At 39.8% G+C, this 26,086-nt stretch carries 19 protein-coding genes; 13 read left to right on the plus strand and 6 right to left on the minus strand.

Translation table 11 applies throughout. The features are described from left to right. Positions 1 to 20 precede the first annotated feature (20 nt). The 6 genes from AAEY68_RS06860 (at position 21) to folX (ending at position 6,838) form a co-directional block, all read left to right on the plus strand. Positions 21 to 3,383, plus strand: coding sequence for an ATP-binding protein (locus tag AAEY68_RS06860; protein ID WP_350585719.1), 3,363 nt, complete (start codon positions 21 to 23; stop codon positions 3,381 to 3,383). Positions 3,384 to 3,426: 43 nt separating this feature from the next. Then, positions 3,427 to 4,056 carry a YceH family protein gene (locus AAEY68_RS06865; RefSeq protein WP_007580511.1) on the plus strand — a complete coding sequence of 210 codons (630 nt, stop codon included), beginning with the start codon at positions 3,427 to 3,429 and terminating at the stop codon, positions 4,054 to 4,056. A gap of 68 nt (positions 4,057 to 4,124) precedes the next feature. After that, a complete protein-coding gene (nadE, locus tag AAEY68_RS06870) occupies positions 4,125 to 4,955 on the plus strand; it encodes an NAD(+) synthase (RefSeq protein ID WP_282114988.1) in 831 nt (276 codons plus the stop codon). A 225-nt stretch (positions 4,956 to 5,180) separates the two neighbouring features. Beyond that, positions 5,181 to 5,900, plus strand: coding sequence for a dihydromonapterin reductase (folM, locus tag AAEY68_RS06875; RefSeq protein ID WP_024592628.1), 720 nt, complete (start codon positions 5,181 to 5,183; stop codon positions 5,898 to 5,900). A gap of 22 nt (positions 5,901 to 5,922) precedes the next feature. Continuing rightward, on the plus strand, positions 5,923 to 6,477 hold the full coding sequence (folE, locus tag AAEY68_RS06880; protein WP_002962341.1) for a GTP cyclohydrolase I FolE: 555 nt from the start codon (positions 5,923 to 5,925) through the stop codon (positions 6,475 to 6,477). A gap of 4 nt (positions 6,478 to 6,481) precedes the next feature. Continuing rightward, entirely contained in the window at positions 6,482 to 6,838 is a 357-nt protein-coding gene (gene folX / locus AAEY68_RS06885) for a dihydroneopterin triphosphate 2'-epimerase (RefSeq protein ID WP_007377309.1), read from the plus strand. A gap of 17 nt (positions 6,839 to 6,855) precedes the next feature. On the opposite strand, the gene AAEY68_RS06890 is transcribed toward folX, so the two are convergent. Both AAEY68_RS06890 and AAEY68_RS06895 read right to left on the minus strand, forming a co-directional pair. Then, entirely contained in the window at positions 6,856 to 7,290 is a 435-nt protein-coding gene (locus tag AAEY68_RS06890; protein WP_010554546.1) for a YqaA family protein, read from the minus strand. A gap of 227 nt (positions 7,291 to 7,517) precedes the next feature. After that, positions 7,518 to 7,883, minus strand: a complete 366-nt coding sequence (locus tag AAEY68_RS06895) for a DUF4870 domain-containing protein (protein WP_007580507.1) — start codon at positions 7,881 to 7,883, stop codon at positions 7,518 to 7,520. Positions 7,884 to 8,067: 184 nt separating this feature from the next. On the opposite strand from AAEY68_RS06895, the gene AAEY68_RS06900 reads away from it, so the two are divergent. The 4 genes from AAEY68_RS06900 to AAEY68_RS06915 all read left to right on the plus strand — a co-directional run bounded on the left by AAEY68_RS06900 (position 8,068) and on the right by AAEY68_RS06915 (position 11,800). After that, on the plus strand, positions 8,068 to 8,769 hold the full coding sequence (locus AAEY68_RS06900; protein WP_007580506.1) for a spondin domain-containing protein: 702 nt from the start codon (positions 8,068 to 8,070) through the stop codon (positions 8,767 to 8,769). A gap of 10 nt (positions 8,770 to 8,779) precedes the next feature. Then, positions 8,780 to 9,514 (plus strand): spondin domain-containing protein, encoded by a 735-nt coding sequence (locus AAEY68_RS06905; RefSeq protein ID WP_350585720.1) that lies wholly within the window; start codon positions 8,780 to 8,782, stop codon positions 9,512 to 9,514. Positions 9,515 to 9,576: 62 nt separating this feature from the next. Beyond that, positions 9,577 to 10,302: a response regulator transcription factor gene (locus AAEY68_RS06910; RefSeq protein WP_007580488.1), complete on the plus strand. Its 726-nt coding sequence runs from the start codon at positions 9,577 to 9,579 to the stop codon at positions 10,300 to 10,302. A 10-nt stretch (positions 10,303 to 10,312) separates the two neighbouring features. After that, positions 10,313 to 11,800 carry a sensor histidine kinase gene (locus tag AAEY68_RS06915; protein WP_007580487.1) on the plus strand — a complete coding sequence of 496 codons (1,488 nt, stop codon included), beginning with the start codon at positions 10,313 to 10,315 and terminating at the stop codon, positions 11,798 to 11,800. A 42-nt stretch (positions 11,801 to 11,842) separates the two neighbouring features. On the opposite strand, the gene AAEY68_RS06920 is transcribed toward AAEY68_RS06915, so the two are convergent. Together AAEY68_RS06920 and AAEY68_RS06925 are read right to left on the minus strand one after the other, a co-directional pair. Then, complete coding sequence (locus tag AAEY68_RS06920; protein WP_024592630.1) at positions 11,843 to 14,017, minus strand: S9 family peptidase; 2,175 nt, start codon at positions 14,015 to 14,017, stop codon at positions 11,843 to 11,845. A gap of 140 nt (positions 14,018 to 14,157) precedes the next feature. Then, complete coding sequence (locus AAEY68_RS06925) at positions 14,158 to 17,631, minus strand: S8 family serine peptidase (RefSeq protein ID WP_024592631.1); 3,474 nt, start codon at positions 17,629 to 17,631, stop codon at positions 14,158 to 14,160. Between the two features lie 236 nt (positions 17,632 to 17,867). Between AAEY68_RS06925 and AAEY68_RS06930 the strand changes: the two genes are divergently transcribed. Continuing rightward, the gene (locus AAEY68_RS06930; protein ID WP_007377300.1) at positions 17,868 to 18,338 is read left to right on the plus strand and encodes a DUF2721 domain-containing protein; all 471 of its coding nucleotides are present in this window, start codon (positions 17,868 to 17,870) and stop codon (positions 18,336 to 18,338) included. A gap of 92 nt (positions 18,339 to 18,430) precedes the next feature. Continuing rightward, positions 18,431 to 18,883, plus strand: coding sequence for a c-type cytochrome (locus AAEY68_RS06935; RefSeq protein ID WP_007580483.1), 453 nt, complete (start codon positions 18,431 to 18,433; stop codon positions 18,881 to 18,883). 90 nt (positions 18,884 to 18,973) lie between these two features. Here AAEY68_RS06935 and AAEY68_RS06940 read toward each other — a convergent pair whose 3' ends face one another. Both AAEY68_RS06940 and AAEY68_RS06945 read right to left on the minus strand, forming a co-directional pair. Continuing rightward, entirely contained in the window at positions 18,974 to 22,096 is a 3,123-nt protein-coding gene (locus tag AAEY68_RS06940) for an efflux RND transporter permease subunit (protein WP_024592632.1), read from the minus strand. 12 nt (positions 22,097 to 22,108) lie between these two features. Continuing rightward, entirely contained in the window at positions 22,109 to 23,287 is a 1,179-nt protein-coding gene (locus tag AAEY68_RS06945) for an efflux RND transporter periplasmic adaptor subunit (RefSeq protein WP_024592633.1), read from the minus strand. A gap of 287 nt (positions 23,288 to 23,574) precedes the next feature. On the opposite strand from AAEY68_RS06945, the gene AAEY68_RS06950 reads away from it, so the two are divergent. Further along, a complete protein-coding gene (locus AAEY68_RS06950) occupies positions 23,575 to 26,082 on the plus strand; it encodes a zinc-dependent metalloprotease (protein WP_024592634.1) in 2,508 nt (835 codons plus the stop codon). Positions 26,083 to 26,086 lie beyond the last annotated feature (4 nt).

Consider the following 26,086-nt stretch of genomic DNA (forward strand, 5'->3'; position numbering starts at 1 on the left):
TTAACGCCACGATGTAGCTAATGCCACCGTCTAGTAATAACAAAAAAACGAATGTTCATAACTTTAAGCTGACCTTTTGGTTATCGCTTACGCTAACTGTACTAGTTGGTGTTGTTCTTGATCGTATTAACTATAATCGTGTAAAAGATGCTCACCGCCTACAAATTCTTTCAGAAGTAAGTACTTATAGAGCTCAACTCGAATCAACCTTAGTTTCTAATATTCAACTAGTACGGGGTTTAGGTGTTGCCGTTGCCGCAGAACCGGGTTTAGAACAAGAACGCTTTGAACAAATCGCAGCTCCTCTTTTTGATACATCAAATGAACTTCGTAATATTGGTGGCGCTCCCAATATGGTCATTCAAATGACCTATCCTTTAAAAGGGAACGAAAAAGCAATTGGCCTTAATTTTTTAGATAATAAAAATCAGCGTACTGATGCACTTAGAGCCCGCGACACCAACACAATTATTATGGCAGGACCGCTAACATTAGTTCAGGGGGGGGAAGCATTAATCGCCAGGGTTCCGGTATATACACCTCCTAATAATGAGTTTTGGGGGCTGTTGTCGGTTGTACTCGATATTGACAAGGTTTATACCAATTCTGGCGTTTACGAATTAGAAAAACAGTACAACGTTGCCATTCAAGGGCGTAATGGTTTAGGTAAAAAAGGCGAGTTTTTTTTCGGCAATCAAAATATTATTCAGCAAGATCCTCTTGAGTTCACTCTAAATTTTCAAGGCGGCAGCTGGCAGTTATATGTAGCGCCAAAAATCGGTTGGAGCCCTCCTATTTCATCAATATGGCCACTTCGGTTATCGATTATTATTATTTGCGGGTTATTAATCTGGGCCTTTTTATTCTTTTTGAAAATGCTTAATCGTCAGCAACAAAACGAAAAAATGCTTGAAGCAATGAGTGATCTAGCTCAAATAGGCGCATGGTCATTTAACTTAGAAACTAAACAAGTGTATTGGTCTGATATGACCAAAAAACTATTTAAATACCCATTAAATAACCAACCAGAATGGCCTAAAGATTTAAACTACTTTAAAAAAGGCACTAGCCGAGAAACAATTAAACCTTTAATTGAACGAGCCATAAAATATGGTGAAAGCTACGAAGTTGAATTAGAAGTAATGGATGCAGAAGGTGAATCTGTTTGGGTACTCGTACATGGTGAAGCAGAACGAAAGAATGGACGATGCACACGTATTTTTGGCTCACTACAGAATATTGATACCCGTAAAAAAATTGAATTAGAAAATAATAAAACCGCATTACATAACGAAATTTTAGCTTCTCTTACCGTTAATAAATTAATATTAAATGGGCAACTTAGCCAATCGAAAGATATTATCACTGAAGCAATCTGCCAAGCATTCGATATTAAACGTGCCAGTATTTGGTTTTTTAATGAAGACAAGTCTCAACTAAGCCCCTTTGCCATACATAGCAAACATTCGTCTAGTGACAAAATCGACTCTATTTGGCTAAGAAAAAACAACCCCGGCTTTTTTAATGCAATAGATCATCAAGCAGTATTTAATGCACCCGATGCACTAGAACACCCAATACTCGCACCAATTAAAGAGCAGTATTTAATGCCACTCGAGATTAAATCAATGCTGTGCGTAATTATTCCTGCGGGAAGTGGTGCTATAGGCGTTGTTTGCGCCGAGCAATGTCAATCCAAGCGCCACTGGTCTAAAAACGAAGAAAGCTTTTTAATTGCCGTTGCAGCGTTAATTGGCAGCTTGCACTCGAGCCAGCAACGAATTGAAACTGAACAAAAGCTGGTTGCCGCCAAAGAAACTGCAGAACAAGCTGTTGAAGCTAAAAGTGAATTTTTAGCAAGTATGAGCCACGAAATTCGCACCCCAATGAATGGTGTTTTAGGCATGCTTAATATAATTAAGCAAACGCAACTAGACCTGCAGCAAAAGCACCATATCGAACTTGCTCAGTCATCAGCTCAATCTTTACTTAATATAATTAACGACATATTAGACTTTTCTAAAATTGAAGCCGGTAAGCTCGATATTGAAAACGTGCAATTTAACCTACCTCGGTTATTAGGAGAAGTGGTTGAGTCGTTTGCTTTAAAAGTAGAGCAAAACAATACAAAACTTATTTTAGATGCCACTCAAATTACAGTTAGCGAAATAATTAGTGATCCGAACCGCTTACGCCAAATTTTGAATAACTTAATTGGCAACGCCGTTAAATTTACTATTGATGGCGAAGTAGTTATTACCGCCAAAGTGGATGAAACAACGGATGGCTCGTTTCTACAATGTTCGATTATTGATACTGGTATTGGTATTGACCCTAAAAAACAAGCGTCGTTATTTGATTCGTTTACACAAGCAGATACCTCAACTACACGCCAATTTGGGGGCACAGGGCTTGGCCTTGCCATAGTAAAACAACTGTGTGAGCTGATGAACGGTGAAGTAAGTGTAAACAGCATGCAAGGTGAAGGAAGTACATTTTCTTTCACAATACAAATACAGCCTCGCTTAAGTAAAGAACAAGATTTACCGAGTCATTTAATTAAAAACAAACATATTTTAATTATTGATGAGTGCTCGTTAAATGCAAATACAGCCAGCAAACAACTCACGGTATGGGGTGCAAAGGTTAATTGCATACATGACTATCTTGAGGTTGATGATTATTTAAATAATGTAACCACCCACCCTGAAGCTATTTTAGTTGATTACTACTTTTTTGAAAAAGCGCCGCAAACGCATATAACTGCGCTTAAAAACTTTATAAATATGCATAGTTGCAAGTTAGTTCTTATGGCGCCAATGAGTTATTCACCTGAGGAGTCTAAAGTAGGTATGGAAGTCGACTGTATGATTTTCAAACCACTCACACCGTCTGATTTGTTTGACTCACTCACTAACGATAAATACATTGAACAACAGCAGCAACAAGCACAACTACAAAATAAACTAACTAAAGCACCAGTACTCGATTCATCAGAGCCACAACTACTGCTCGTTGAAGACAATAAAATAAACCAAGTAGTTGCCTCGGCGCTATTAAAGCAAGCAGGTGTGACTTTTGATATTGCTGAAAATGGGCTTGAGGCAATTGTAAAACTCAATGCAAAACAAGGTAAGCCATATAAACTAGTTTTAATGGATTGCCAAATGCCTGAAATGGATGGCTACCAAGCCACTAAAGCCATTAGAGAAGGCGATGCAGGTAAGGGTAATGAAAGTATTACTATTATTGCACTTACAGCCAATGCCATGCAGGGCGATAAAGAAAAATGCCTAGCAGCAGGCATGAACGACTATTTAAGTAAGCCGCTCGATTTAGCCGCTCTAAAACCTAAACTCCAGCAATGGCTTGGTATCCAATAAAGGTGTAAGCTAATAAAATACGCTTACTAATTTGAGATTATTTATGCAGTTATCAGCAAATCAACAACGTATTCTTGGTTGCTTACTAGAAAAACAAAGCACAACGCCAGAACATTATCCGCTATCGTTAAACGCTCTAGTGAACGCATGTAATCAAAAGTCTAATCGCGATCCTGTGTTAAATCTTACAGATAGTGACGTGCAAAACGCACTTGATGAACTAATAGACATGCGCTTGGTAACTATAGATGAAGGGCTTTCTGGTCGCGTAAATAAATACGACCACCGCTTTTGCAACACTGAGTTTAGTAATCTGCAATTTTCTGCTCAGCAACGTGCCATTGTTTGTTTATTACTTTTACGTGGTGCCCAAACCCCAGGTGAATTAAGAACTCGCAGTGCTAGGCTTGCTGATTTTAATAACGTAAATGAAGTAGAAACAGCGCTCAATAAACTGATTGAAAGCGATTACGCCCGTAAATTAGAACGAGAAGCAGGTAAACGCGACAGCCGATACATTCATTTATTTGGCGAACAACAAAATAATCCCGCCGATGCCTTTGTTGCTCTACCAAGCGAAGTAATTAAAGATAAAGAATTAAGTGATTTACTGGCAGAAGTGGAAGAATTAAAAGTAGAGCTTCGCAAAATAAAAGCTCATTTAAAACTTTAATTAATTAAGACTAAATCACATAATAAGTTTATTGCGTATCACATATTAAATTTTATAAGGAGCTGGCAATGCGCGCCGAAATTATGGCTGAAATGAAGGTTAAGCCAACTATTGATGTAAATGCTGAGATAACTCGCCGGGTTGCTTTTATTAAAGCACGTTTAGTAGCAGCTCACTCACGATCACTAATATTGGGTATTAGTGGTGGTGTTGACTCATCAACTTGCGGCCGCTTATGTCAACTTGCCGTAAACGAGCTAAATAAAGAACACGATACTGACAAATACCAATTTATTGCTGTGCGCTTACCTTATGGCGTACAAGCCGATGAAGACGAAGCGCAAATGGCGGTTGATTTTATCCAGCCAAGTAAACGTATGACCGTAAACGTACAACCTGCGGCTGATGCATTGCATGAGCAAGCTATAGCTGCTGTAGTTGGCTGTGGTGAAGCACTGCCTGAGCAAGCTCAGATAGATTTTATTAAAGGTAATGTTAAAGCACGCCAACGTATGGTTGCTCAGTACGAAATTGCTGGCTTTTGCCAAGGCTTAGTAGTGGGTACCGATCATAGTGCTGAAAACATTACTGGTTTTTATACTAAATTTGGTGACGGCGCGTGCGATTTAGCTCCGCTATTTGGTTTATCAAAACGCCAAGTGCGTGCACTTGCTACTGCACTCGGTGCCCCAGCTTTATTAGTAGAAAAAGCACCTACAGCTGATTTAGAAAGCGACCGCCCGGGGCTTACCGATGAAGAAGCACTTGGTTTGAGCTATGAGCAAATTGATGACTTTTTAGAAGGTAAATCTGTTTCTAAAGACGTTGAACAAAAGCTTGTAAGTATTTACATGCGTACACAACATAAGCGCCAACCAATTCCGACAATTTACGATTAATGTTTTAGTAAATAAAATAAAGCAATTAACGCCTTTGAGGATTAATTGCTTTTTTGATCGACAGATTAAGAAACTGCGTATATTTTAGTAAATTAACGCTTTGAATTTTATAATACCAATTGCGTTAAATTAGTGATCTATTATAGCCCTAAGAAAATAGCGATAGATCGATCATGTTTTAACAATATTGGTATAAGTTACCCGCCAAAGAGAACACTGCCTTATATGACATCGCCGATCTTAATTACCGGCGCAGGCCAACGTATTGGTTTAGCGCTCGCTCAGCATTATATAGCCCAAGGGCAGGCTGTTATTATTACGTATCGTACTCGCCACAACGCTGTTGATAAATTAGAGCAACTAGGCGCTATATGTATTTATGCCGATTTTAGTACCGATGACGGTATAAGTGCATTTATAAATACGCTTAAAGAGCATACAACATCGCTGCGCGCTATTGTTCACAATGCATCAAGCTGGGACTGCGAAGCTAACAATCCTGACTTTGCAGTACTGTTCGATAATATGATGCGTATACACGCCAAAACACCGTATTTAATTAATTTAATGTGCGCTGAGCTGCTTATAAACTATCAGCAAAGTGAAAAAGTACCTGCTGATATAATTCACCTTACTGATTATGTAGTTGAAACAGGCAGCCCTAAACACTTAGCTTATGCAGCAAGTAAAGCAGCTCTCGATAACTTAACTAAATCGTTTAGCGCTAAATATGCGCCAAACATAAAAGTGAACTCGGTTGCTCCATCACTCATTATTTTTAATGAACATGACGATGAGCAATATCGAGCTAAGACCCTTAAAAAATCATTAATGGGCATTGAACCCGGATGCCAAGAAATTATCAATAGCATTGATTTACTATTACAAAGCCACTACATCACAGGGCGCTCTTTGCCTGTTGATGGCGGCCGTCATTTAAAGTAAATATAAATAAACTGAGATATTTATGCACAATGAATTAAAAGAAAGTTACGAAAAAATCATCACCGCAGTAGGCGAAGATGCTAACCGCGAAGGCTTACTTGATACGCCAAAACGTGCTGCAAAAGCAATGGAATATTTAACGCAAGGGTATCGTCAAACGCTTGATGAAATAACTAATAAAGCGGTATTTACATCTGACGCTGACGACATGGTGTTAGTGCAAGACATAGAGCTTTACTCTATGTGTGAGCATCATTTACTACCTTTTATTGGCCGTTGCCATATTGCTTATATTCCAAACGGTAAAGTATTAGGCTTGTCTAAATTTGCACGTATTGTTGATATGTTTTCACGCCGTTTTCAAATTCAAGAACAGCTAACGCATCAAATCGCTAAAGCAGTTGAAGAAGTTACTGGCGCTAAAGGTGTGGGCGTTATTGTTGAAGCAAAACACATGTGTATGATGATGCGTGGTGTAGAAAAGCAAAATTCAAGCATGCGTACATCAGTAATGTTAGGTAACTTTAGAAGCGATCCTAAAACACGTAACGAATTTTTGCAGCTTATAAAAGGTTAACCCTATGGCTAATGCAATTATTAACGTTACTAATTTGCGCCTGCGTACGTTTATTGGCTTTAACCCCGATGAGCGTGAAAAAAAGCAAGATGTAGTGATCAATCTAGAGATTCACTACCCTGCTGATGACGCGTGTAAAACGGATGAAGTTGACCAAGCACTTAATTATAAAGTGATCACCAAAGAAGTAATTAGCTTAGTAGAGCAAGGGCACTTCTTATTGCTCGAAAAATTAGTGGCTGAAATTCTTGCGGTTTGTCACTCACACCCAAGTGTTCATTACGCTAAAGCACGTGTTGATAAACCGCATGCACTGCGTTTTGCCGACTCGGTGTCGTTAACGCTTGACTGGGCTAAATAAGGCCTTAAAAAACTTATTTAAAAAAGCTTTTCGAATCCTACGGCAAGGGCGATAACCGCTAAATAGCGCGCGCCTTTGCCTAGTGTTACTAGTAATAAAAACATACTAAAGCGTACTTTAAATATCCCCCCAATTACAGTTAGCGGATCGCCTACTACTGGCAGCCAAGCAAACAACAAACTATACACACCGTATTTATTAAATTGCTTTTGTGCGCTATCAAGCCCTTTTTGCGATACCGGAAACCATTTTTTATCTTTAAAACGCAGTACCTGCGTGCCTAACCAGTAATTAACGCAGCTTCCCAATACATTTCCAAGTGTTGCTACGCACCACATAAGCCATAAATTAACTTTACCTTGGGCAATCATCCCCACCATTATCACCTCAGAAGAGCTAGGCAGTAATGTGGCAGATATAAATGCGCTAATAAATAACGTGAGATAAAGCATAATGTCCTTATGGCTAAACGTAAAAACCCAGCCTATAGCTGGGTTTATAATACCAATTTTATTAAAAACATGATCATTCTAGCGTATTAAATAACTCACTAACGACGTTAAAAATTATTTATATAGAACAACTATGTATCATAATTTTAGCCTTGTTATTGAGCTATTTTCTTATCGCTATAATAGATCACTAATTTAATGCAATTGGTATAAAAATAACTGAGGTTTTATTTTATCAAATTTAAACTAAACGGGTAATTAAACTCTTTACCTTCGTTAGCTTTAATACTTGCCATTACAACCATTACAAACCCAAAAATTGCCACTATAGGTAGTAATATTAAGCCTACTGCTACAAACATCAGTAAAAAACAAACTACATATGCAATTGCCATCGTTATTTGAAAGTTAAGCGCCTTTTTACCGTGCACGTCAACAACTGGCATCTCATCTCTTTTAATTAACCACACAATTAATGGCCCAATTATTGAGCCAAACGGCACAATAAATCCGGCAAGCGCACTCAAATGGCATAACATAGCCCACATACGGTCATCTTTGTTAACTGGTTCAACCTGTTGATTTTCTTCCATAACACTCTCCTTTTTGTTTTATGTATGTTGCCTCTTAACTAAACAAATGTCTACAAATCAACCAACGTATTTGTATTTAAAAATCACAGCGTGAAATCTTGTGATAAAAAAGTGATAAGTTTGTGAGAGTTTCTGGAGACGATTATTCAATACTTAACTCGAATCATCACTTACAGGAATAATAATGAAAACTTCTACATTAACAATCGCAATTCTTTTAGCGGCAGCTAGCCAATCGACTATGGCCGCAGAATTAGACCTAAAAGTTACTAACCTAACCAAGGGTATTCACTTTACTCCACTGTTAATTACAGCACACAACAGCGAAGACACACTATTTGAAGTAGCAACGCAAGCATCTACAGCATTACAAACAATGGCTGAAGGCGGCAATATTGCAGAGCTAGTTGCACAAGCAACTGCAGCGGGCAGTGATATGGCTGCAAATCCAGCTGAAGGTTTACTTGCACCAGCCGCATCTACAACGGCAACACTTACCACTACCGACGGTAACGAGTACCTATCATTAACTGCAATGATGCTACCAACTAATGATGGCTTTGTAGGCTTAAACAGCTGGAAAATCCCAACAGAAGCGGGTACTTACACAATTAATTTAAATGCTTACGATGCAGGCACGGAACAAAACAATGAGCTTGTAGTTGAAGGCTCTGGCGCTCCAGGTACTCCGGGTATTCCTGCGGCTCCAGGTGGCGACGCTGGCACTGGCGGTACAGGTATATTAAGTGGTGATACAAATACAAGCATCCATATTCACCCAGGTAGCTTAGGTGATGACGATTTAGAAGCGGGTAATAGCGATTTAAGTAATACAGTACACAGATGGTTAAACCCAGTAGCGCAATTAACCGTTACAGTTAAGTAGGAGCATGATTATGTCATCTGCTAACAACCTTAAAAAAAGTCTACTAGTGCTTGCACTTGCAACCACACTTGCAGCGTGTAGCGATAATGATAACGACCCAGTGGTTGAAGAGCCGGTCGTTGTTGAGCCAATTGTTGTAGAACCTGTGATCAGTGAGTTTACTATTACTTTTAGTAACTTAACTGCAGGACAGCCTTTGTCACCACTCTCTGTCATTGCTTTTGAAGATGAAGCACCTTGGTCATTCGGTACTACAGCTTCTGTTGGTTTAGAAATGCTTGCAGAAAGCGGTGCAAATGAAGAATACCTCAGCTATGAAGTTGCACTTGCTGCAGTTTCAGCTGAAGGCGCTATTGGCCCTGGTGAAACCACCACAGTAATCATTACTGTTGAAGAGCAAGAAACGCTTAATTTGTCATTTGCTGCCATGCTTGGGAATACAAATGATGCTTTTACCGGTCTTAGTTCTTTAGATGTATCAACATTAGAAGTTGGCGGTTCGTTATCACGCACTACGACTGCTTATGATGCGGGTACGGAAGCAAATACAGAAACAGCTGAAACTGTGCCAGGTCCTGCCGCTAGCGGTGAAGGGTTTAACGAAATACGTGACGATACAGCCGATATAATAACGATGCATCCAGGCATTGTTTCAAATCAAGATGGATTATCTACATCAGCACTTGGTGTTGAACATAAGTTTGATAACCCAGTATCGAAAATAGTAATTACGCGCACGCAGTAACGTTCCAGCTTGTAATGGGGAAGTAAGGGAGCACGGATGCCCCCCTTTTTACGAGGTAATACATGCGTCACGAAAAAATATTAGTAGTAGAAGATGACAGAGAAATAGGTAAGTTAATTACCACGCAGCTAACGTCGCTTAACTTACATGTTGATCATGTTGTAAGCGCAGAACTTGCCTTAAAAAAAATAGCTAAGCATCCCTACGGACTTATTTTACTCGATATAAACTTACCCCAAATGGATGGTTTGAGCTTATGCCGAAAAATAAAAGAGCATTACCCAACTACCTCCGTAATTTTACTCACCGCGCTGAGTAGCGATATGGACAGAGTTATTGGCCTTGAAATGGGCGCCGATGATTATATTTGTAAACCCTTTTTTGCACGCGAATTACAAGCCAGAGTAAAAACCCAATTACGCCACAGAGCACAGCTACTCGCTAGCCAAAATAACGACAACTCCCCCGTTGATAGCGAACAAACACTAAATGTAGGCTCACTCAATATAGAATTTAGTTCGCACCAAGTGTATTTAGGCAAGCAAGCCCTTAACCTTACCGCCACCGAATTTGATTTACTCGTTTACTTTGCACGCCATCCTAATCATGTTTTTAGTCGTCAGCAATTACTCGATAAAGTATGGGGTTACCAACACAGTGGTTACGAGCACACGGTTAATTCACATATAAACCGCTTACGTGCCAAGCTAGAAGAACACCAACAAGCGCCTATCATCGAAACAGTTTGGGGTGTTGGTTACAAACTAAACCCTAGCCAACTCAATTAAGACACCTATTATGAAATTATCTTTGTATCAAAAATTAGCTATATCGCTAGTCGTAATTTTTTGTTTTATTTGCGCCCTAGTTTACGGCTGGAGCAAGCAATTAGAACTGACTTCAAAACACCACGCCGAACAAAATCTGCACTTAGCGTTAGCGGAACATTTAGTACAAGATAACCCACTAATAAAAGAAGGGGTTTACGACTATAAAGCGCTTGAAAACCTCTTCCATACCTTAATGTTATTAGGCCCTGCGTTTGAATTTTATTTTGTAGACGAAACCGGAAAAATTCTTACTTACTCAGCAAAGCCGGGTAAAGTTAAACGCACGCATATTAGTTTAACGCCTTTAAAAAGGCTGATTAACGACCCAAGCGCTGCACCTATTTATGGTGATAATCCTCGTAATAAAGAGCAACAAAAAATATTTTCAGCCGCGCCAGTATTTAATCAAGATAAGCTACAAGGTTATTTATATGTAATTATTGGTGGTGAGGCTTACGATACCTCACTAAGCACTGTAAAAAATAATGATAAGTTATGGCTAGCTGCTTTATGGCTTGGCTCTGCACTCGCATTTTTATTTATTGCGATGCTAATTTTACTACGTTTTTTTACCAACCCAATTCAGCGCTTAGCACGCGATGTTAGTAATATTGAAGCCGCTAACTACAGCCTTACCGACACCAAGCTAAGTAACTATTCAACGCAAAAAAGTAACGAAGTGCATAGTTTAGGGCGAAGTATTCAAGCCATGTTAACGCGTATTAATGAGCAGTTTAAAGCGCTTGAACAAGGCGATAAACAACGCAAAGAGTTGCTGACCCATCTATCGCACGACCTACGTACACCACTTGCTTCACTGCAGGGGTTTTTAGAAGTATTAAATCAGTCAGGCGAGCAGCTAAGTAAAAAAGAGCAGCAAGAATACTTGCAGGTATCGCTTAATAATTGCGGGCAATTAAAGCTACTCATAGAGCAAATATTTGAGCTTGCTCACTTAGAAAATGGCGAAATAAGTATAAATAAAGAAACCTTTAATTTAGGTGAACTCATTTACGATTGCATGGCAAAATTTAGTTTAGCCGTTGACAAAAAAGGCATTAGTTTGTCGGTAGAACCTGCGATTTGTGATTTTCCTGTGGTTGCCGATATAGCTAAATTAGAGCGCGTGTTAAGTAACTTAATTGATAATGCAATTAGGCATACCCCTCGCGGCGGCAGCATTGCAGTACATGTAAAACGCAGTGACGATAATCAACTATTTGTGCATGTATCAGACACGGGCGTAGGCATAAAAGAAGATGAGCTGAATGCTATTTTTGATCCGCACTACCAAGCAAGTAATTCTAATAAAGAAGGGCGCCAGCAAGGTGGTTTAGGATTGGCTATTTGCAGAGGGTTATTAAAACTGATGGATAGCGAAATTTACGTACAAAGTGAAATTGGTAAAGGCACTATGTTTAGCTTTAACTTGCCACAAAAAAAGGTGCTTTCTTAAAAAGCACCTTACATTTTTGTTTATTTTAAATATATAAATTAATTACTTTTTAATACCCGCTAAATCAAGCATAAATGCATAGTTTAGCGCGGTATCTTCTAAGCGCTTAAAGCGACCCGATGCGCCGCCGTGCCCTGCTTCCATATCTATTTTAAACAGTAACTTATTGTCATCAGTTTTATAGTCACGCAGCTTAGCAACCCATTTTGCAGGTTCAAAGTATTGAACTTGTGAATCGTGCAAGCCAGTCGTTACCAACATATTAGGATATGCTTGCTTAGATACTTGGTCGTATGGCGAGTAAGACAGCATGTAATCGTAATACGCTTTTTCGTTCGGATTACCCCACTCGCCGTATTCATTTGTTGTAAGCGGAATGCTCGCATCAAGCATCGTTGTTACTACATCTACAAACGGTACCGCAGCAACCATGCCTTTATAAAGCTCAGGCGCTTGGTTTGCTACTGCGCCCATTAATAAGCCACCAGCACTGCCACCTAACGCAAATATTTCATCTTTTGCGCCATACTTTTGAGAAACTAATGCTTTGGTTACGTCAACAAAGTCATTAAACGTATTCTTTTTAGTGAGTAGCTTGCCGTCTTCGTACCAAGGACGACCTAGCATTTGCGAGCCACGTACATGGGCAATTGCAAATACAAAACCACGGTCTAACAAGCTCAAGCGTGAGCTTGAGAACGTTGGATCCATGGTTGCGCCATAAGAACCGTAACCATATTGCAGTAGCGGGTTAGTGCCATCTTTTTTAAACGCATCTTTACGGTAAACTAAGCTTACCGGTACTTTTATGCCATCACGTGCTGTTACAAAAATACGCTCTGAGGCGTAATTGTCAGCATCAAAATCACCTAACACAACCTGTTGCTTAAGAAGCGTTTTATCGCCAGTCGCTAAATCTACATCGTACGATGAGCTTGGAGTGGTCATGCTTGTGTAGTAAACACGTAACGTGCTGCTATCTATATCGTTATTGCCATAAGTACCAATTGTATAAGCGCTATCGTTAAAGCTCAGTGGTAACTCTTTACCTGTTTTTAAATCACGCGCAATCAACTTTGATTGGCCCATTTCACGTTCTTGGTAAACTAAGTAGTCATTAAATAAATCAATGCCTTCGAGTTTAATATCATCGCGCGCTGGGATCACACTTTGCCAATTAGCCTTGTCGCCTGCTTTATCAATATCAACTTTCATCAGCTGAAAATTTACAGCATCTAAGTTAGTTACAATGTAGTAAGTATTCCCTAGCTTCGAAATATCATATTCAAGCCCTGCTTCGCGCTCAATTAAGCGTTTAGGCATTGCCTTAGTATCATCAGCACTTAATACAGATACGCCTGATGCAGCCGTGCTACTGTGCCAAATATAAATCTCTGACTCATCTTTGCTTTTACTCATACCCATGTAGTAACTGGTATCAGTTTCTTCGTAAATTAGCTCATCATCAGCTTGCGATGTACCTAATGTATGACGATACACTTGGTAACCTAGTAGAGTTTGTAAATCTTTTTTAATGTAGTAAACCGTTTTATTATCGTTTGCCCACACAATGCCACCGTTGGTGCCTTCAAGTGTGTCTTCGAGTAATTTACCGGTAGTTAAATCTTTTATTTTTACGCTATAAATACGACGGCTAACAGTATCTTCGCCATAAGCCATTAAATTGCCATTAGGGCTTACATCTAAACCACTTACTGCATAATAATCATGACCTTTAGCAAGCTTATTTACATCTAAAATAACTTGCTGATCGGTACCTGCAAAATCGCTGCTGCGTAAGTAAGTAGTGTACTCGTTATCGCCACGTGTTTGTGTTGAGTAAAAATAATCACCGTTTTTAACTGGGACCGAATCATCGTCTTTTTGAATACGCCCTTTTAGCTCTTCAAACAACTCACTTTGCAGCGTTTTAGTATGTGCGAGCATTGCATCAGTGTATGTGTTTTCAGCTTCTAAATAGTTAATTACCTCTGGTGCTTTACGTTCATCATCACGTAGCCAATAGTAATCATCAATGCGTGTATCACCATGAATAGTCATTTCTTGTGGCACTTTTTTAGCAACCGGCGCAACAGCTTGTGCAACTTGAACCGTTTTAACTTGTGTATTACTTTTTTTGGTTTCTTCAGGGGCTTGATTACAGCCACTTAAAATAGCGAGTGATAGTGCTGCGAGTGCGAATGGAGTACGTTTCATCAGTCAAAGTCCTTGTTGTATTTTTATTTTTTATTAAGTAATTAAATATACCTATAAATTAGAGTTTGTAGTTGTTTAGTTTGTGAAGCAATGTAAAAAGGGAGCCGTAGCTCCCTTTGTATAACTATTAAGTTATAAAATTACTTTTGTTTACGACGACGTATAAATGCAAATGGCGCTACTAGTAATGTTAACCATGCAAGTGAGCCAGATGAGCTCTTTTTGCTTTCTGGTGCTACAGTCTCTACTACTGGTGGTACAACCTTAGTAATACTTACAGTAACTACAGCAGGAGCAGATACATTACCGCGTACATCAATTGCAACAACTTGAAGTTCAGCTGATGAATCACCAGTTAACAATTCAGTATTAGTTACAACCACTTGTCCATCCGCATCAATACCAAAACCTTGGTGAGTACTTGATTGAACGTAGTATTCTGACACATCTAAGTCTTGCTCAGACTCAGTGATAGTTAGTGCACCAACAACCGTTCCGTTAGCAGCATCTTCTGAAACACTAAACTCACCACCAACTAGCATTGGGGCGTCGATTGCAGGAAGCTCTAACTCAGTACTACTCATCACTTTAACAATATCCAAACCAGATGTTTGTGATAATGCAAATGGACCGCTTGCTTCAACAATTGCTTTTTCACCCGGTTTAAGTGAAGTAACTGCTTCGCCAGTTTCCATAGAAGTAAGCGTTACACTTGGAGATGCTCCAAATGTAGTTGAGCCTTCAATACTATCGGTCTGAGTGAATACACCTGTAACATATGAAGGGTAACCCACAGATGCTTTAAAGTTCATATTCTCACCAAGCAATGAACCATCAACGTTTAGTAGCTCACTACAAGTTGAGAAGGTAATAGTATCTTCACCGGCTGAGTGATAAAGCGGAGTAACCCATGCTAACGAATCGTTACCAGCGCCATCAGTTTCACCAATTACTGTACGGCTACGACCAGGGAATGCTGTTTGACGACCGCGGTCGTTATAGTTTTGCATAACTTGATCATAAACACCGTCATTATCTGTATCTATTTCAAGTCTATAGCCCGCTTGGAATACGTGCGTTAATGGGTCGCGCAATTGGATAGACGATGTTACAAAAATACCAGAGTCACAAGAGCTATCTGCAAATGCAGAGAAAGTAGTCGCTAAAATATTAAACTCAGCTTCTTCTCGTGTTTTCTCTGTGCCTGTTGCAACAATGCTTTCTGCAAAAGGAGTAATGTCTGTTTGGCCGCTATTTTCAACAATAAGTGCCATTTCGTTATCAATGATTTGAGATGAAACGCTTAATTCTGTCGCAGCTTTTGGCATTGCATGATACACAACGTGCAAATCGTGGTCTGTATCTGTGCTTGCATCATTAAATACCAATGCACCATCAAACTCGACTGAAGTAAGAGCAGCGCTTCTTGCAGCAATGTCGTCTGCACTAAATGGGTTTTCTAATTCCCACGCTGGTAGTTTTGTTGGATCAACAGTTAGCGTCACATCAAAGTTAATTGACTGACCTGCAGGGATTGTTACCGACTCAGGGAAATCCCAGCTAATTGCAGCTGTATCGTCATCATTTTGGTAGCGAGCTTCAGTACGCAGCGCATACGTTTTAGCATCTGATGAGAAGTTCTTAACAGTCACTGTTTTAGTTAGAGACTCTGTTTCAGCCATTGACACAAGGCCGAATGAAAGAGCCGCTTGTTTAGTATTAAACTGTGTATTATTAACCCATGCAGCAACTGGTAAGTTGACTGCTTTAGTTACATCAACCAAGCCTGAACCAATCATACTAATTGGAGCCAGTTCTGAGTCAGGACTGCTTGCTAAAGGCTCATTTGTTACATTTAAGTCAGCTGCATTCATTATTGTAGCTTTAATCTCAAATGCATTACGCTCAGGATGAGCTTCACGTACCATTGCAACAGCGCCGGCTGTAATAGGGCCTGAAAAAGAAGTACCATCTACTGGTGCTAGCTTATCCTGTGTACCTGCTGCTGCAACTAATATACTAGTACCAGGAGCAGTGATTTCTGGTTTTAATAAACCATCCATCGAAGGTCCACGAGAAGAGAACGTAGCTACCGCACCTGCTGTAGTTTTAATTTTTACATCAATATCAAATGTTGCCGTATCGCCTGCAGCTAATTGAGCTTTTAAAGCAGCACCTGCAGCAAAATTAATGCCTGCACTTTTAATAATTACATTGTCATCACTGCCACCCATTGGTGCAGGAGTGCCATCATCTGTATTATTTGCAATCAATACAAACTCAGCACCTTTCTTCTGTGCACTAAGTACTTTAACTGTAAATGCACATGCACCACGGTCAATTAAAACCGCTTTACCAGTAAAATCAACATCATCAGCAAAATCAACACAACCATCTTGGTTTGTGTCAGGATACACTAAATCAATATCTGCACCTGTAATTACAAAGTCAGTTTGCGGGCCAAAGCCTGATGCTTGAATATTACCTTCAATACCAGCAACAGTACCTGTAGCAGTGCCAACTTCAGTTGTAGGATGAGTCATTGCGCCTACTGATAACGCATTTGGTGTCGTGCTTGGGCCACCAATACGGAATGGATGATCACCATCATTACCGGCTGAAATAACCATATTCACACCTAAATCAACAGCACGTTGAATTAGGTATTGCGCACCACCACCTGTATATGTATCGCCAAACTCGCCACCTAATGACATGTTCATAACATCTACGCGGTCTGAAATATCACCATCGCCATTTGGATCCATTGCAGCTTCTAATGCCGCAGCTTGAGCAGCACTTGGACAGCCACCACCACAAACAGAGTAAACATATAATTCAACATCAGGTGCAATACCATTCACTGAATTTGAAGAAGACGTACCATGGTTTGTTGGTTCATCTACATCAGGAATTACAACTTCAGGATCATTCTCGATCGGGTCTGCATCTTCATGAATAAAATCGTAACCGCCTTGTACAATACCTTGTGGCCAATTAACCGTTGTAGGATCAGCTTGAGCAGCATTGTATGCTTCTACAGTACCCTCACCACCAAATGCTTTGTGGGTATAGTCAATACCAGTATCTAGAACAGCCACACGCTGACCTTTACCAGTTACAATACCATCAACAATTAAAGGCTTAGCATTAATATATTCAGACGTTGCAGCTACATGTAATTCGTAGTCAAACATTGGTAATACTTTAGCCACTCGTGAATCTTTAGCTATTTTAGCTAAGGCTTCTGGTGTCGCCTGCACAATTAATGTTGGTGCTAATATTTTTGTTTTACCAATTATTTTTGCATCAAAGTCTAAGCTACTAAGCTCGTTGGCCATCGTGTTTTGAAGCAACTCAACGTTAGCAATCATTTCACGACTGCTTGACGCTTCATAAGTGCCAGAAGCCACAGCATCAACAGAAGTTGCTGCACGTAAAACAATCATATGTGCTGAAGGCTGTTTTTGCTCAGATGCTAACTCTTTCACCTGTTCAGCAGCTTGAGGTGCAATCGTTGCATTAGGTAAAGTTGCCGCATTAACAAAAGTAGCAAGAAATGCACTTGAGACTGCCGTAGCTATAGCAGTTTTTTTTATTATATTTTTAGCCATGAGTTCCCCTTGGATAGGTTATGTATTATTGTATTTGTATTAATCAAAATGATTGTATTGTTGTACTGAATATAAAACTTTCGGTACAACCCAAGCAACACCTTGGTTACAAACACATGACATCAAATCCAAAAAACAAGAAAACATCACCTCAGCAAATTGATTTAAAACAATAAAGTTAAAAAATCATATTTGTGAACTAATGTAAACAACTCTAACTTTTTCTTGAGAAATGAATGAATAACGAAGTAATTAACATTTTAACCATGGCTAAAGTAATTCAAACGGCCGTTGCCCCTGTATTCTTAATCACGGGTATTGCTGCTACTTTAGGTGTTTTATCTAATCGTTTAGCACGAATTACCGATAGGGCACGTCAGCTAGAACGCAGACTAAAAGTAAGTACTGACGAGGACTTTAATAAATCACTCGCTACAGAGCTGCGCGCCCTTTTAAAGCGTTCTCGATGTATACATATTGCTTTTAGTTTAAGTGTATTAAGCGCACTACTTGTATGCGCTGTGGTTATGTTGTTATTTTTATCGCATATTCAATCTATAAACTTAGGCGTTACAATTGCCTGTTGTTTTGTAGCAGCAATGGCATTACTTATATGTGCATTTATGTCGTTACTTGGTGAGGTATTCTTAGCAACTAGAAGCATGCGTCGCGGGATGATATTTGCAGATATTGATATAAACGATTAAGTTTTAGTTAAATCTATCGTATTCACTTGAATAAATACGATGTTAGATACAAGATACCGAATTAAGAATTACAATTTTCAACAGGGGCAAACATGAAATTAAAAAAAGTATTAGCAACAATAGCACTGGCAACGTGTGCATTTAGCGTATCGGCAAATTCTGCATTTAAAGAACCAAGTGACGCGATTGAATACCGCCAAGCTGCGTTTTCAATGATTTCAGTGCAAATTGGTGACATGGGCGCAATGCTAAAAGGTAAAGTACCTTTTGACGCAGAGCAATTTAAAATGCGTGCTAACAACGCTGCCGCACTTTCAAAAATGCCATGGGAAGCGTTTTACGAAGGAACAGATAAAGGCGACACAGCTGCACTTGCTGCTGTTTGGGCCGAAAATGCAACCTTTGTTGAAAAAGCGAATGCTTTTGCAGCAAATGCAGATAAGCTAGCGTTAGCAGCCCAATCGGGCGATAAAGCCGTAATTGGTAAAGCTTTTGGCGCATGGGCTAAAGGCTGTAAAGATTGCCATAAGCAATTTAAAGATTAATTATTGTTGTAGCCAGTTTAACAACAATAAATAGATAATAAAAAAGCACTGAGCGTTAATAACGGTCAGTGCTTTTTTTATGCTTTATATTTACGAGACTTTAGCAGCTCGGCTTTTAAAAGGGCGCTTAAATAACGCACCAATATCGCCTAGAATAATATATAAACACGGTACTAATATAAGCGTTATTAACGTTGCAAACATAACAGCAAAGCCAAGTGCTACTGCCATAGGTATTACAAACTTAGCCTGCAGGCTTGTTTCAAACATAATAGGTAATACACCAGCAAAGGTTGTTATAGACGTTAATAGTATTGCTCTAAAGCGGGCACAACCAGCTTCTATTACTGCATTTTTAACGCTAACACCTTCGCGGCGAACTTGGTTTACATAATCTGTCATTACAAGTGAATCATTTATAACAACACCTGCTGCGGCAATTAAGCCAAATCCCGACATTAAGCTCATATCTAAATCAAACCAGTAATGACCCCAAATAGCCCCGGTTAAACTAAACGGAATAACCGACATTACAATAAGCGGTTGTGAATAGCTTTTAAGCGGCACAGCTAGCAGTATGTATACTAAAATCATTCCGCCAATAAAAAACATTATTTGCTCATTAGCTTGAGCTTGCTGCTCTTCTATTGCGCCACCAAGCTCTGATTTAACACTTGGGAATTCTTCTATTAGCTGTGGCAGTAGATTTTCTTTTACTTGCTTAACCACTTCGCCTGGCTCAATTTGCTCTTCATCAATATTGCCATAAACATACACGGTACGGTAACCACCTTCGCGGCGTATATAGCTAATACCTGGTGTTTCTGTTAGCTCTACTACATCACCAAGAAGTACTTCTCGCCCTTGTGGGGTAGTAACAACGGTGTGTTTAAGCGATGAAAATGCCTCACGAGTCAGCTTAGGGTAACGTACCATTACGCGCACTTCTTCGCCGTTTCGGATTACACGCTGTGCTTCGCCACCATAAAAACTAGCACCCACTTGATTTGCAATACCGGCTAAATCTAAGCCTAAATCGTAAGCAACAGGTTTAAGGCTCATTTGCACTTCTTTGCTCGCAGGATCTATGGTTGAGCTAATATCAAACAATCCTTTTTGCTGTTGAAGTAATTGAATAAAACGACGACCCGCTTGATTTAAAGTATCTATGTCTGAGCCATACAGTAAATAGCCAAACTCGCCGCCGCCATTACCACCGCCGCCACCAACATCGTCTTGAATAGTTAACGACTTAATACCAGCAATAGTCGGCATAGCCTCACGCCACCGTCGAGAAAGCTCAAATGCATTGTATGGACGTGAATCTTCGTCAACTAATGGAGCTAGTAACTGCGACTCGGTTCTGCCTTGATTAAATACCAATACATCACGAATAATTTTTTGACCAAACTCACGTTCAGTCTCTTCATCGACTCTAAGTACCATAGCTTCTATTTCACGAATAGCAGCAATGGTTTGTAAGTCAGAAACGTTGTCGTTCATTTCTACTTGAATTTGTGGAAAGTCGTGCGGCACTTTAGGAGTTGGAACTGTACGTACTTTATTAGACGTAATAAGTGCAATACTGATTATAAACATTGCAATAAAAGCAAACAAAACAGTCCAGCGCCAATCAACACACTTAGCAATAAAACGTTTGTATGGGCCATTTACGAAACCAAAAAAGCGTGTATTGAAGCGATCGCGCCAACCACCCTTTTTAATCGGCGAAAAGTGCGTATGAGCAATGTGAGCTGGCAGTATCAGCTTTGATTCAATCAAACTAAATACTAAACACAGCATTACTACAACGGCTATACCATAAAAGAAGGCACTTTCTGGCCCGCTCGACATTGTGAATGGTGCAAATACAGCAATTGTTGTTAACACACCAAAGGTTGCTGGGGTCGCGACTCGGTTAGCGCCACGCACAACATTTTCTACACCACCGCCGCTTTTTTCAACTTCGGTGTAGGCAGCTTCCCCTATCACTATGGCATCATCCACCACTATGCCGAGCACCATTATAAAAGCGAATAACGAAATAATATTAATGCTAATGCCAAATAGTGGCATCATCATCATGGCCCCTAAAAAACAAACAGGTAAGCCAATCATTACCCAAAGCGCTAGTTTAAAACGCAAGAATAACGACAACATAATTGCCACCAAAATAGCACCTTGAAACAGGTTAGCTTTCATCATATCAAGGCGAGCATTTAGGTAGTAGGTCATATCCATTAATGGCTCTAATCGAATACCTGGCGGTAGCTGCTTATTTTTTTGATCAATAAACGCTTTAACCGAATCCGCAACGGGAATCATGTTTTGCTCTTGCGTTGCTTTTACCGATAAATACACCGCGTTTTCGCCATTAAACTTAAAGTAGCGCTCACCTTCAGTAAATTGATCTTTAATAACTGCAATATCTTGCAGTAAAACTTTAGCGCCATACTCGCCAATTTTTACCGGAATTTGCCTAAACTCTTCACCTGAGTAAAACTGATTCTCGACGCGAACAGAAATAACACCTGCGTCTGTTTTTAGCTGCCCCGCCGAAAAGTTAGCTGAGTAACGGCGTACCGCATTCATCACATCACTAAGGGTTAGATTATATTGGCGCAGCGTATCGGGCTCTATTTCAATTGCTATCTCATCAAGAGGAACATCGTTTACCACTAACGACACGTTAGATAACTGTAGTAACTCATCCTCTATTTGGTTTGCTATAGGCTTAAGCTCTGTAAGTGGTAAGTCAGCAACGAGCGTCATACCTATTACGTCTTGCCTAAACTCAACCTGACTTATGGTGACCGGTTCCATACCCGCCGGAAAAGTCGCAATACCATCAACACGCAACTTTACTTTATCAAGCACATCGGTAAGTTTTGCATCGGTGTTTATTTCCAGGCTGGCTGTACCGCCATTTCTAAATGCGCGATACACGCCTTTTTTAATTTCGGTTATATCTTTAAGTGACTCTTCAACTTTTATAAGAATACTTTCTTCTATTTCCTGAGGAGAGGCACCTGGGTAATTAGCCTCAATATTAATGTAGTTAATCTCTACATTAGGAAACATTTGACGCTGAATCGTAAAGTAACTTATAGCCCCCATAATAATGATAAAAAACATCATTAAATTAGCGGCTACTGAATTATTAGCAAAGTAGGCAATTAGCCCTGTTTGTTTTTGTTGTATTGACTCGCTCATAACTATTACACCCTACAGCTGTTGCGTGTTTGAAGTGCTCGTTTCTGAGCTTTCAAGTTTTGCAGCTACACCTGCAATTTTAACCTGCATTCCTTTTTGCGGGTATTCAGGTAAAGTAATAACGAGTTTATCATCGGCATTTAAACCGCTGCTAATATAAAAATACTCACCCTCTTCACGAATAACCGTTACCTTACGTGGCTCTAGTTCTTGATTTTCGTTTACTACCCACACAGTTTGGTTGTTAACCAAAGCTTGCGGTAAACGGTAAATATTATTAAGCATTGCACCTGCAAAATTTACCTGTACGTAGCTACCAAACTTAATGGCTGGTTGTATGTTTTTAAGACCGTATGGGTCTTCAATTCGCACTACTAAACTGCTCATACGCGTAGCGTTATCAACAATCCCTAGGTCGCGGTCAATTACACCTTCACGGGTGAAGCTGTTTAGGCCTTTTTGAATAATCGTTGCGGTAATACCTTTAATACGCTCTGGCAAAAAAACGCTATCGAACCCTGCTATAGGAATAATCACTTCAGCAGTTTCAATATTATTGAGCTCAGCAACTTGCGAACCCATAGTGACAAATTGACCAACACCTACATTTCGGCTAATAACCAATGCATCGTAAGGGGCTGTTACTTCACAATTATCTAAGTCACGTTGTGCACGTTTTAATGCAGCTTGCGCCGACTTTACAGATGCCTGCGCACTTAACACTTGAGGCTTACGTAAAAATAAGTCGGTACGCGCTTTACTTGGAAAACGCTTTGCTTCATCTGCGGCTACTTGAGCTTGGGCTTGCTCTTCAATTAAGCCTGCTTGTGCACGAGCAATTTCTGCCTCTGCAACAAGTACTGCTGCTTCGTAGTTGTCTTTTTCGATAGTAAATAACGTCTCACCGCGAGCAACGATGCCGCCGGCTACAAAATTAGGATGCCAACTTAACACTTCACCCGACACCTGCGCCGAAAGCTGTGTACTTTCAAGAGGCTTTACTTCACCGTAGCTATTAATAATAACTTGATGATCGTTTGCAGCCACTGGCTCAACTTGCACTGTTGGACGAGTATCAATTACTTCTTTTTTTTCTGGCTCTTGTGCAATGGCATTTATTCCCATAAAGCCAACAACACCAACAATTAGCGCTACAAATGGAAAAACCCATCTAAGTGAATTTGTTTGCATATCCTATTATCCCCAAAATTCTATTAGCATCATAATACCAGAGCCTTATGAAACATTAAGGTGACATTTGTAAGCAACTGTTGCAAATACATATAAACCACTGCTATTTAGGGCTATAAAAATAACTTTGCATGCAGCTCACCTCATTTGTTATATTTTGTTACAAACTTTTGTTTATTAATATCAGTTGATTAGCGTTGTACACTTAAATTTCGTCGCGAAGATGTGCGAAATTAAATTAATTTACGTACAGTCCAATTAAATTAACAAATATTAAAAGTCTCAAAATGAAATTAACGACCATCACCCTTGCGCTTAGCTTAGCGTTTGGCAGCCATGCATTTGCAGCCGATAAAAAAGACGAAAAAGAGCCAAAAACACTTAGCGAAATGATCAAAGGACAAACCGAATTTGCCGGTATATTTAGCCTTTATCAAGACGAAAAAACCGGTAAGCACCTTATGGTGATTAACGAGTCCCAACTTAATACGCCGTTTGTATATTTTGCGCACACTGTCGATGGCGTTACAGATGCAGGCCATTATCGTGGTTCGTACCGTGAAACTAAGTTAATTGAATTTAGAAAATACTTTGATCGTATCGATATCATTAGCAAAACACCTCGCTACAAATTTGACGAAAACAGTGCAATTTCAAAAGCGAGTGATGCCAATATTAGTGAAGCGGTACTTGCGAGCATTAAAATAGAAAAAGAAGAAGACGGTAAAATAGCATTCAACGTAAATAAGTTATTTTTAAGCGAATCACTTCATAAAGTATCACCTACGCCAAATCCAGCTGATAAAAACGCTAAAAAGCGCTTTAAAGTAGGCAAATTAGACGATAAAAAATCACGCATTATTAAACAGCGTCCATACCCTAATAACTTAGACGTGGTTGTTGATTACGTATTTACTAACCCAAGCCCAACGGTACGCGGCTCAAATGCAGTAAGCGACCCACGTAGCGTATCGGTAAAAGTTCAGCACTCGTTTGTTGCTCTACCTAGCAACAACTATGCACCTCGTATGGATGATGCGCGCATTGGTTATTTTACAAATCAATTTGATCAAATGACATCTGCCGATTGGGCACCTTATGAAGATGTTATAAAACGTTGGGATCTACAAAAGAAAGACCCTAGTGCAGCACTTTCAGAGCCAGTAAAACCAATTACTTGGTGGATAGAAAACACCACACCCATTGAATGGCGCGATACTATTCGTGACGCTGTTTTAACGTGGAATACTTCTTTTGAAAAAGCCGGTTTTAAAAATGCCTTAGAGGTAAAAGTACAACCAGATGATGCAGACTGGGATGCGGGCGATATTAATTACAACGTACTGCGTTGGACTTCGTCACCTAAGCCTCCATTTGGCGGATACGGACCAGCACTTGCTAACCCATTAACAGGCGAAATACTGGGCTCAGACATTATGCTTGAGTTTGTATTTATGAAAAACCGCTGGATTTATGACACACTTTTCACTCAAGGAACAATGAGCCACAGTGAAGCAACAAATACCGGTGAGCTAAATTGCTCACTAGGGCATGAGATTCAACAAAATCTAATGCTTGCCAAAGGTCTTGCTAGCGGCGACAAAATTGAAGATAAAGAAATGCTTCGCCAAGGTCTAACGCAATTGGTACTTCACGAAGTTGGCCATACTTTAGGTCTTAACCACAATATGAAATCATCTATTTTGTGGGATGAAAAAGAAGTACACGACAAAAACAAAACCCAAGGCATAGTAACCGGTTCTGTTATGGATTATGCACCGGCTAACATTGCCCCAATTGGTATGCAGCAAGGTGATATTTTTCAAACAAAACCAGGTCCTTACGATGATTGGGCAATTAACTATGGCTACAGCGTAGCACTTGCAGATGAAGCTGCTGAGCAAGCTAGACTTAAAAAAATACTTGCTCGTTCAAGTGAACATGCCCTTGCCTTTGGTAACGATGCAGACGATATGCGCGCACCAGGTCGCCATATCGATCCACGTGTCATGATTGGTGATTTGTCGTCAAATCCTGTGGCCTATGGCGCAGATCGTATGGCGTTAATTAATAAATTATTTACTGAGCTAAAAGATAAAGCAACGGTTAAAGGTGAGTCTTACCAACAGCTTGTTACCTCTGCTAATAGCTTATTTGGTCAATACCGAGCTCAAGCAGGTGTTGTTTCTCGCCAAATTGGTGGTGTGTACGTTGAGCGTGCTGTAGTGGGTGATGCAAACGCAGATAAACCATTTACACCGGTATCTCTTGAACGTCAAACACAAGCGATGGATATACTCGCAAAGTTTGTATTTGCACCAGACGTACTACAAAACATGCAACCTCTATATAGCTACTTGCAACTGCAACGTCGTGGCTTTAATCACTTTGGTAAAAATGAAGACCCTAAAGCACACAAAATGATTTTAGGTATGCAAAAGTCTGTACTTGCGCAGCTATTACACCCAGCCGTATTACTGCGTATTTCTGATACTGCTTTGTACGGCAATGAATATAGCCTAACTCAGTTTATGCAAGATTTAACCGCTAATATTTTTGTGAAAAGCAAAGACGCAAATTCTATTAGTCACAACTTACAAATTGAGTATGTTAATCAGCTAATCGCAATTGCAGGTCTTGGCAAAGCAAGTAAGTACGATAACTTAGCTAAAACAGCTGCGTTATATCAGCTAACTCAAATAGCCGATACCAGCACTGCTTGGGGTGCAGATACAGCAACTAAAGCGCATAAAAAATATATTGATCGCTTAATTGCAAAGGCACTAGAAGCGTAAAATA

The organism is Pseudoalteromonas sp. RB2-MNA-CIBAN-0110 (genome assembly GCF_040309305.1).
Taxonomy (GTDB): domain Bacteria; phylum Pseudomonadota; class Gammaproteobacteria; order Enterobacterales; family Alteromonadaceae; genus Pseudoalteromonas; species Pseudoalteromonas arctica.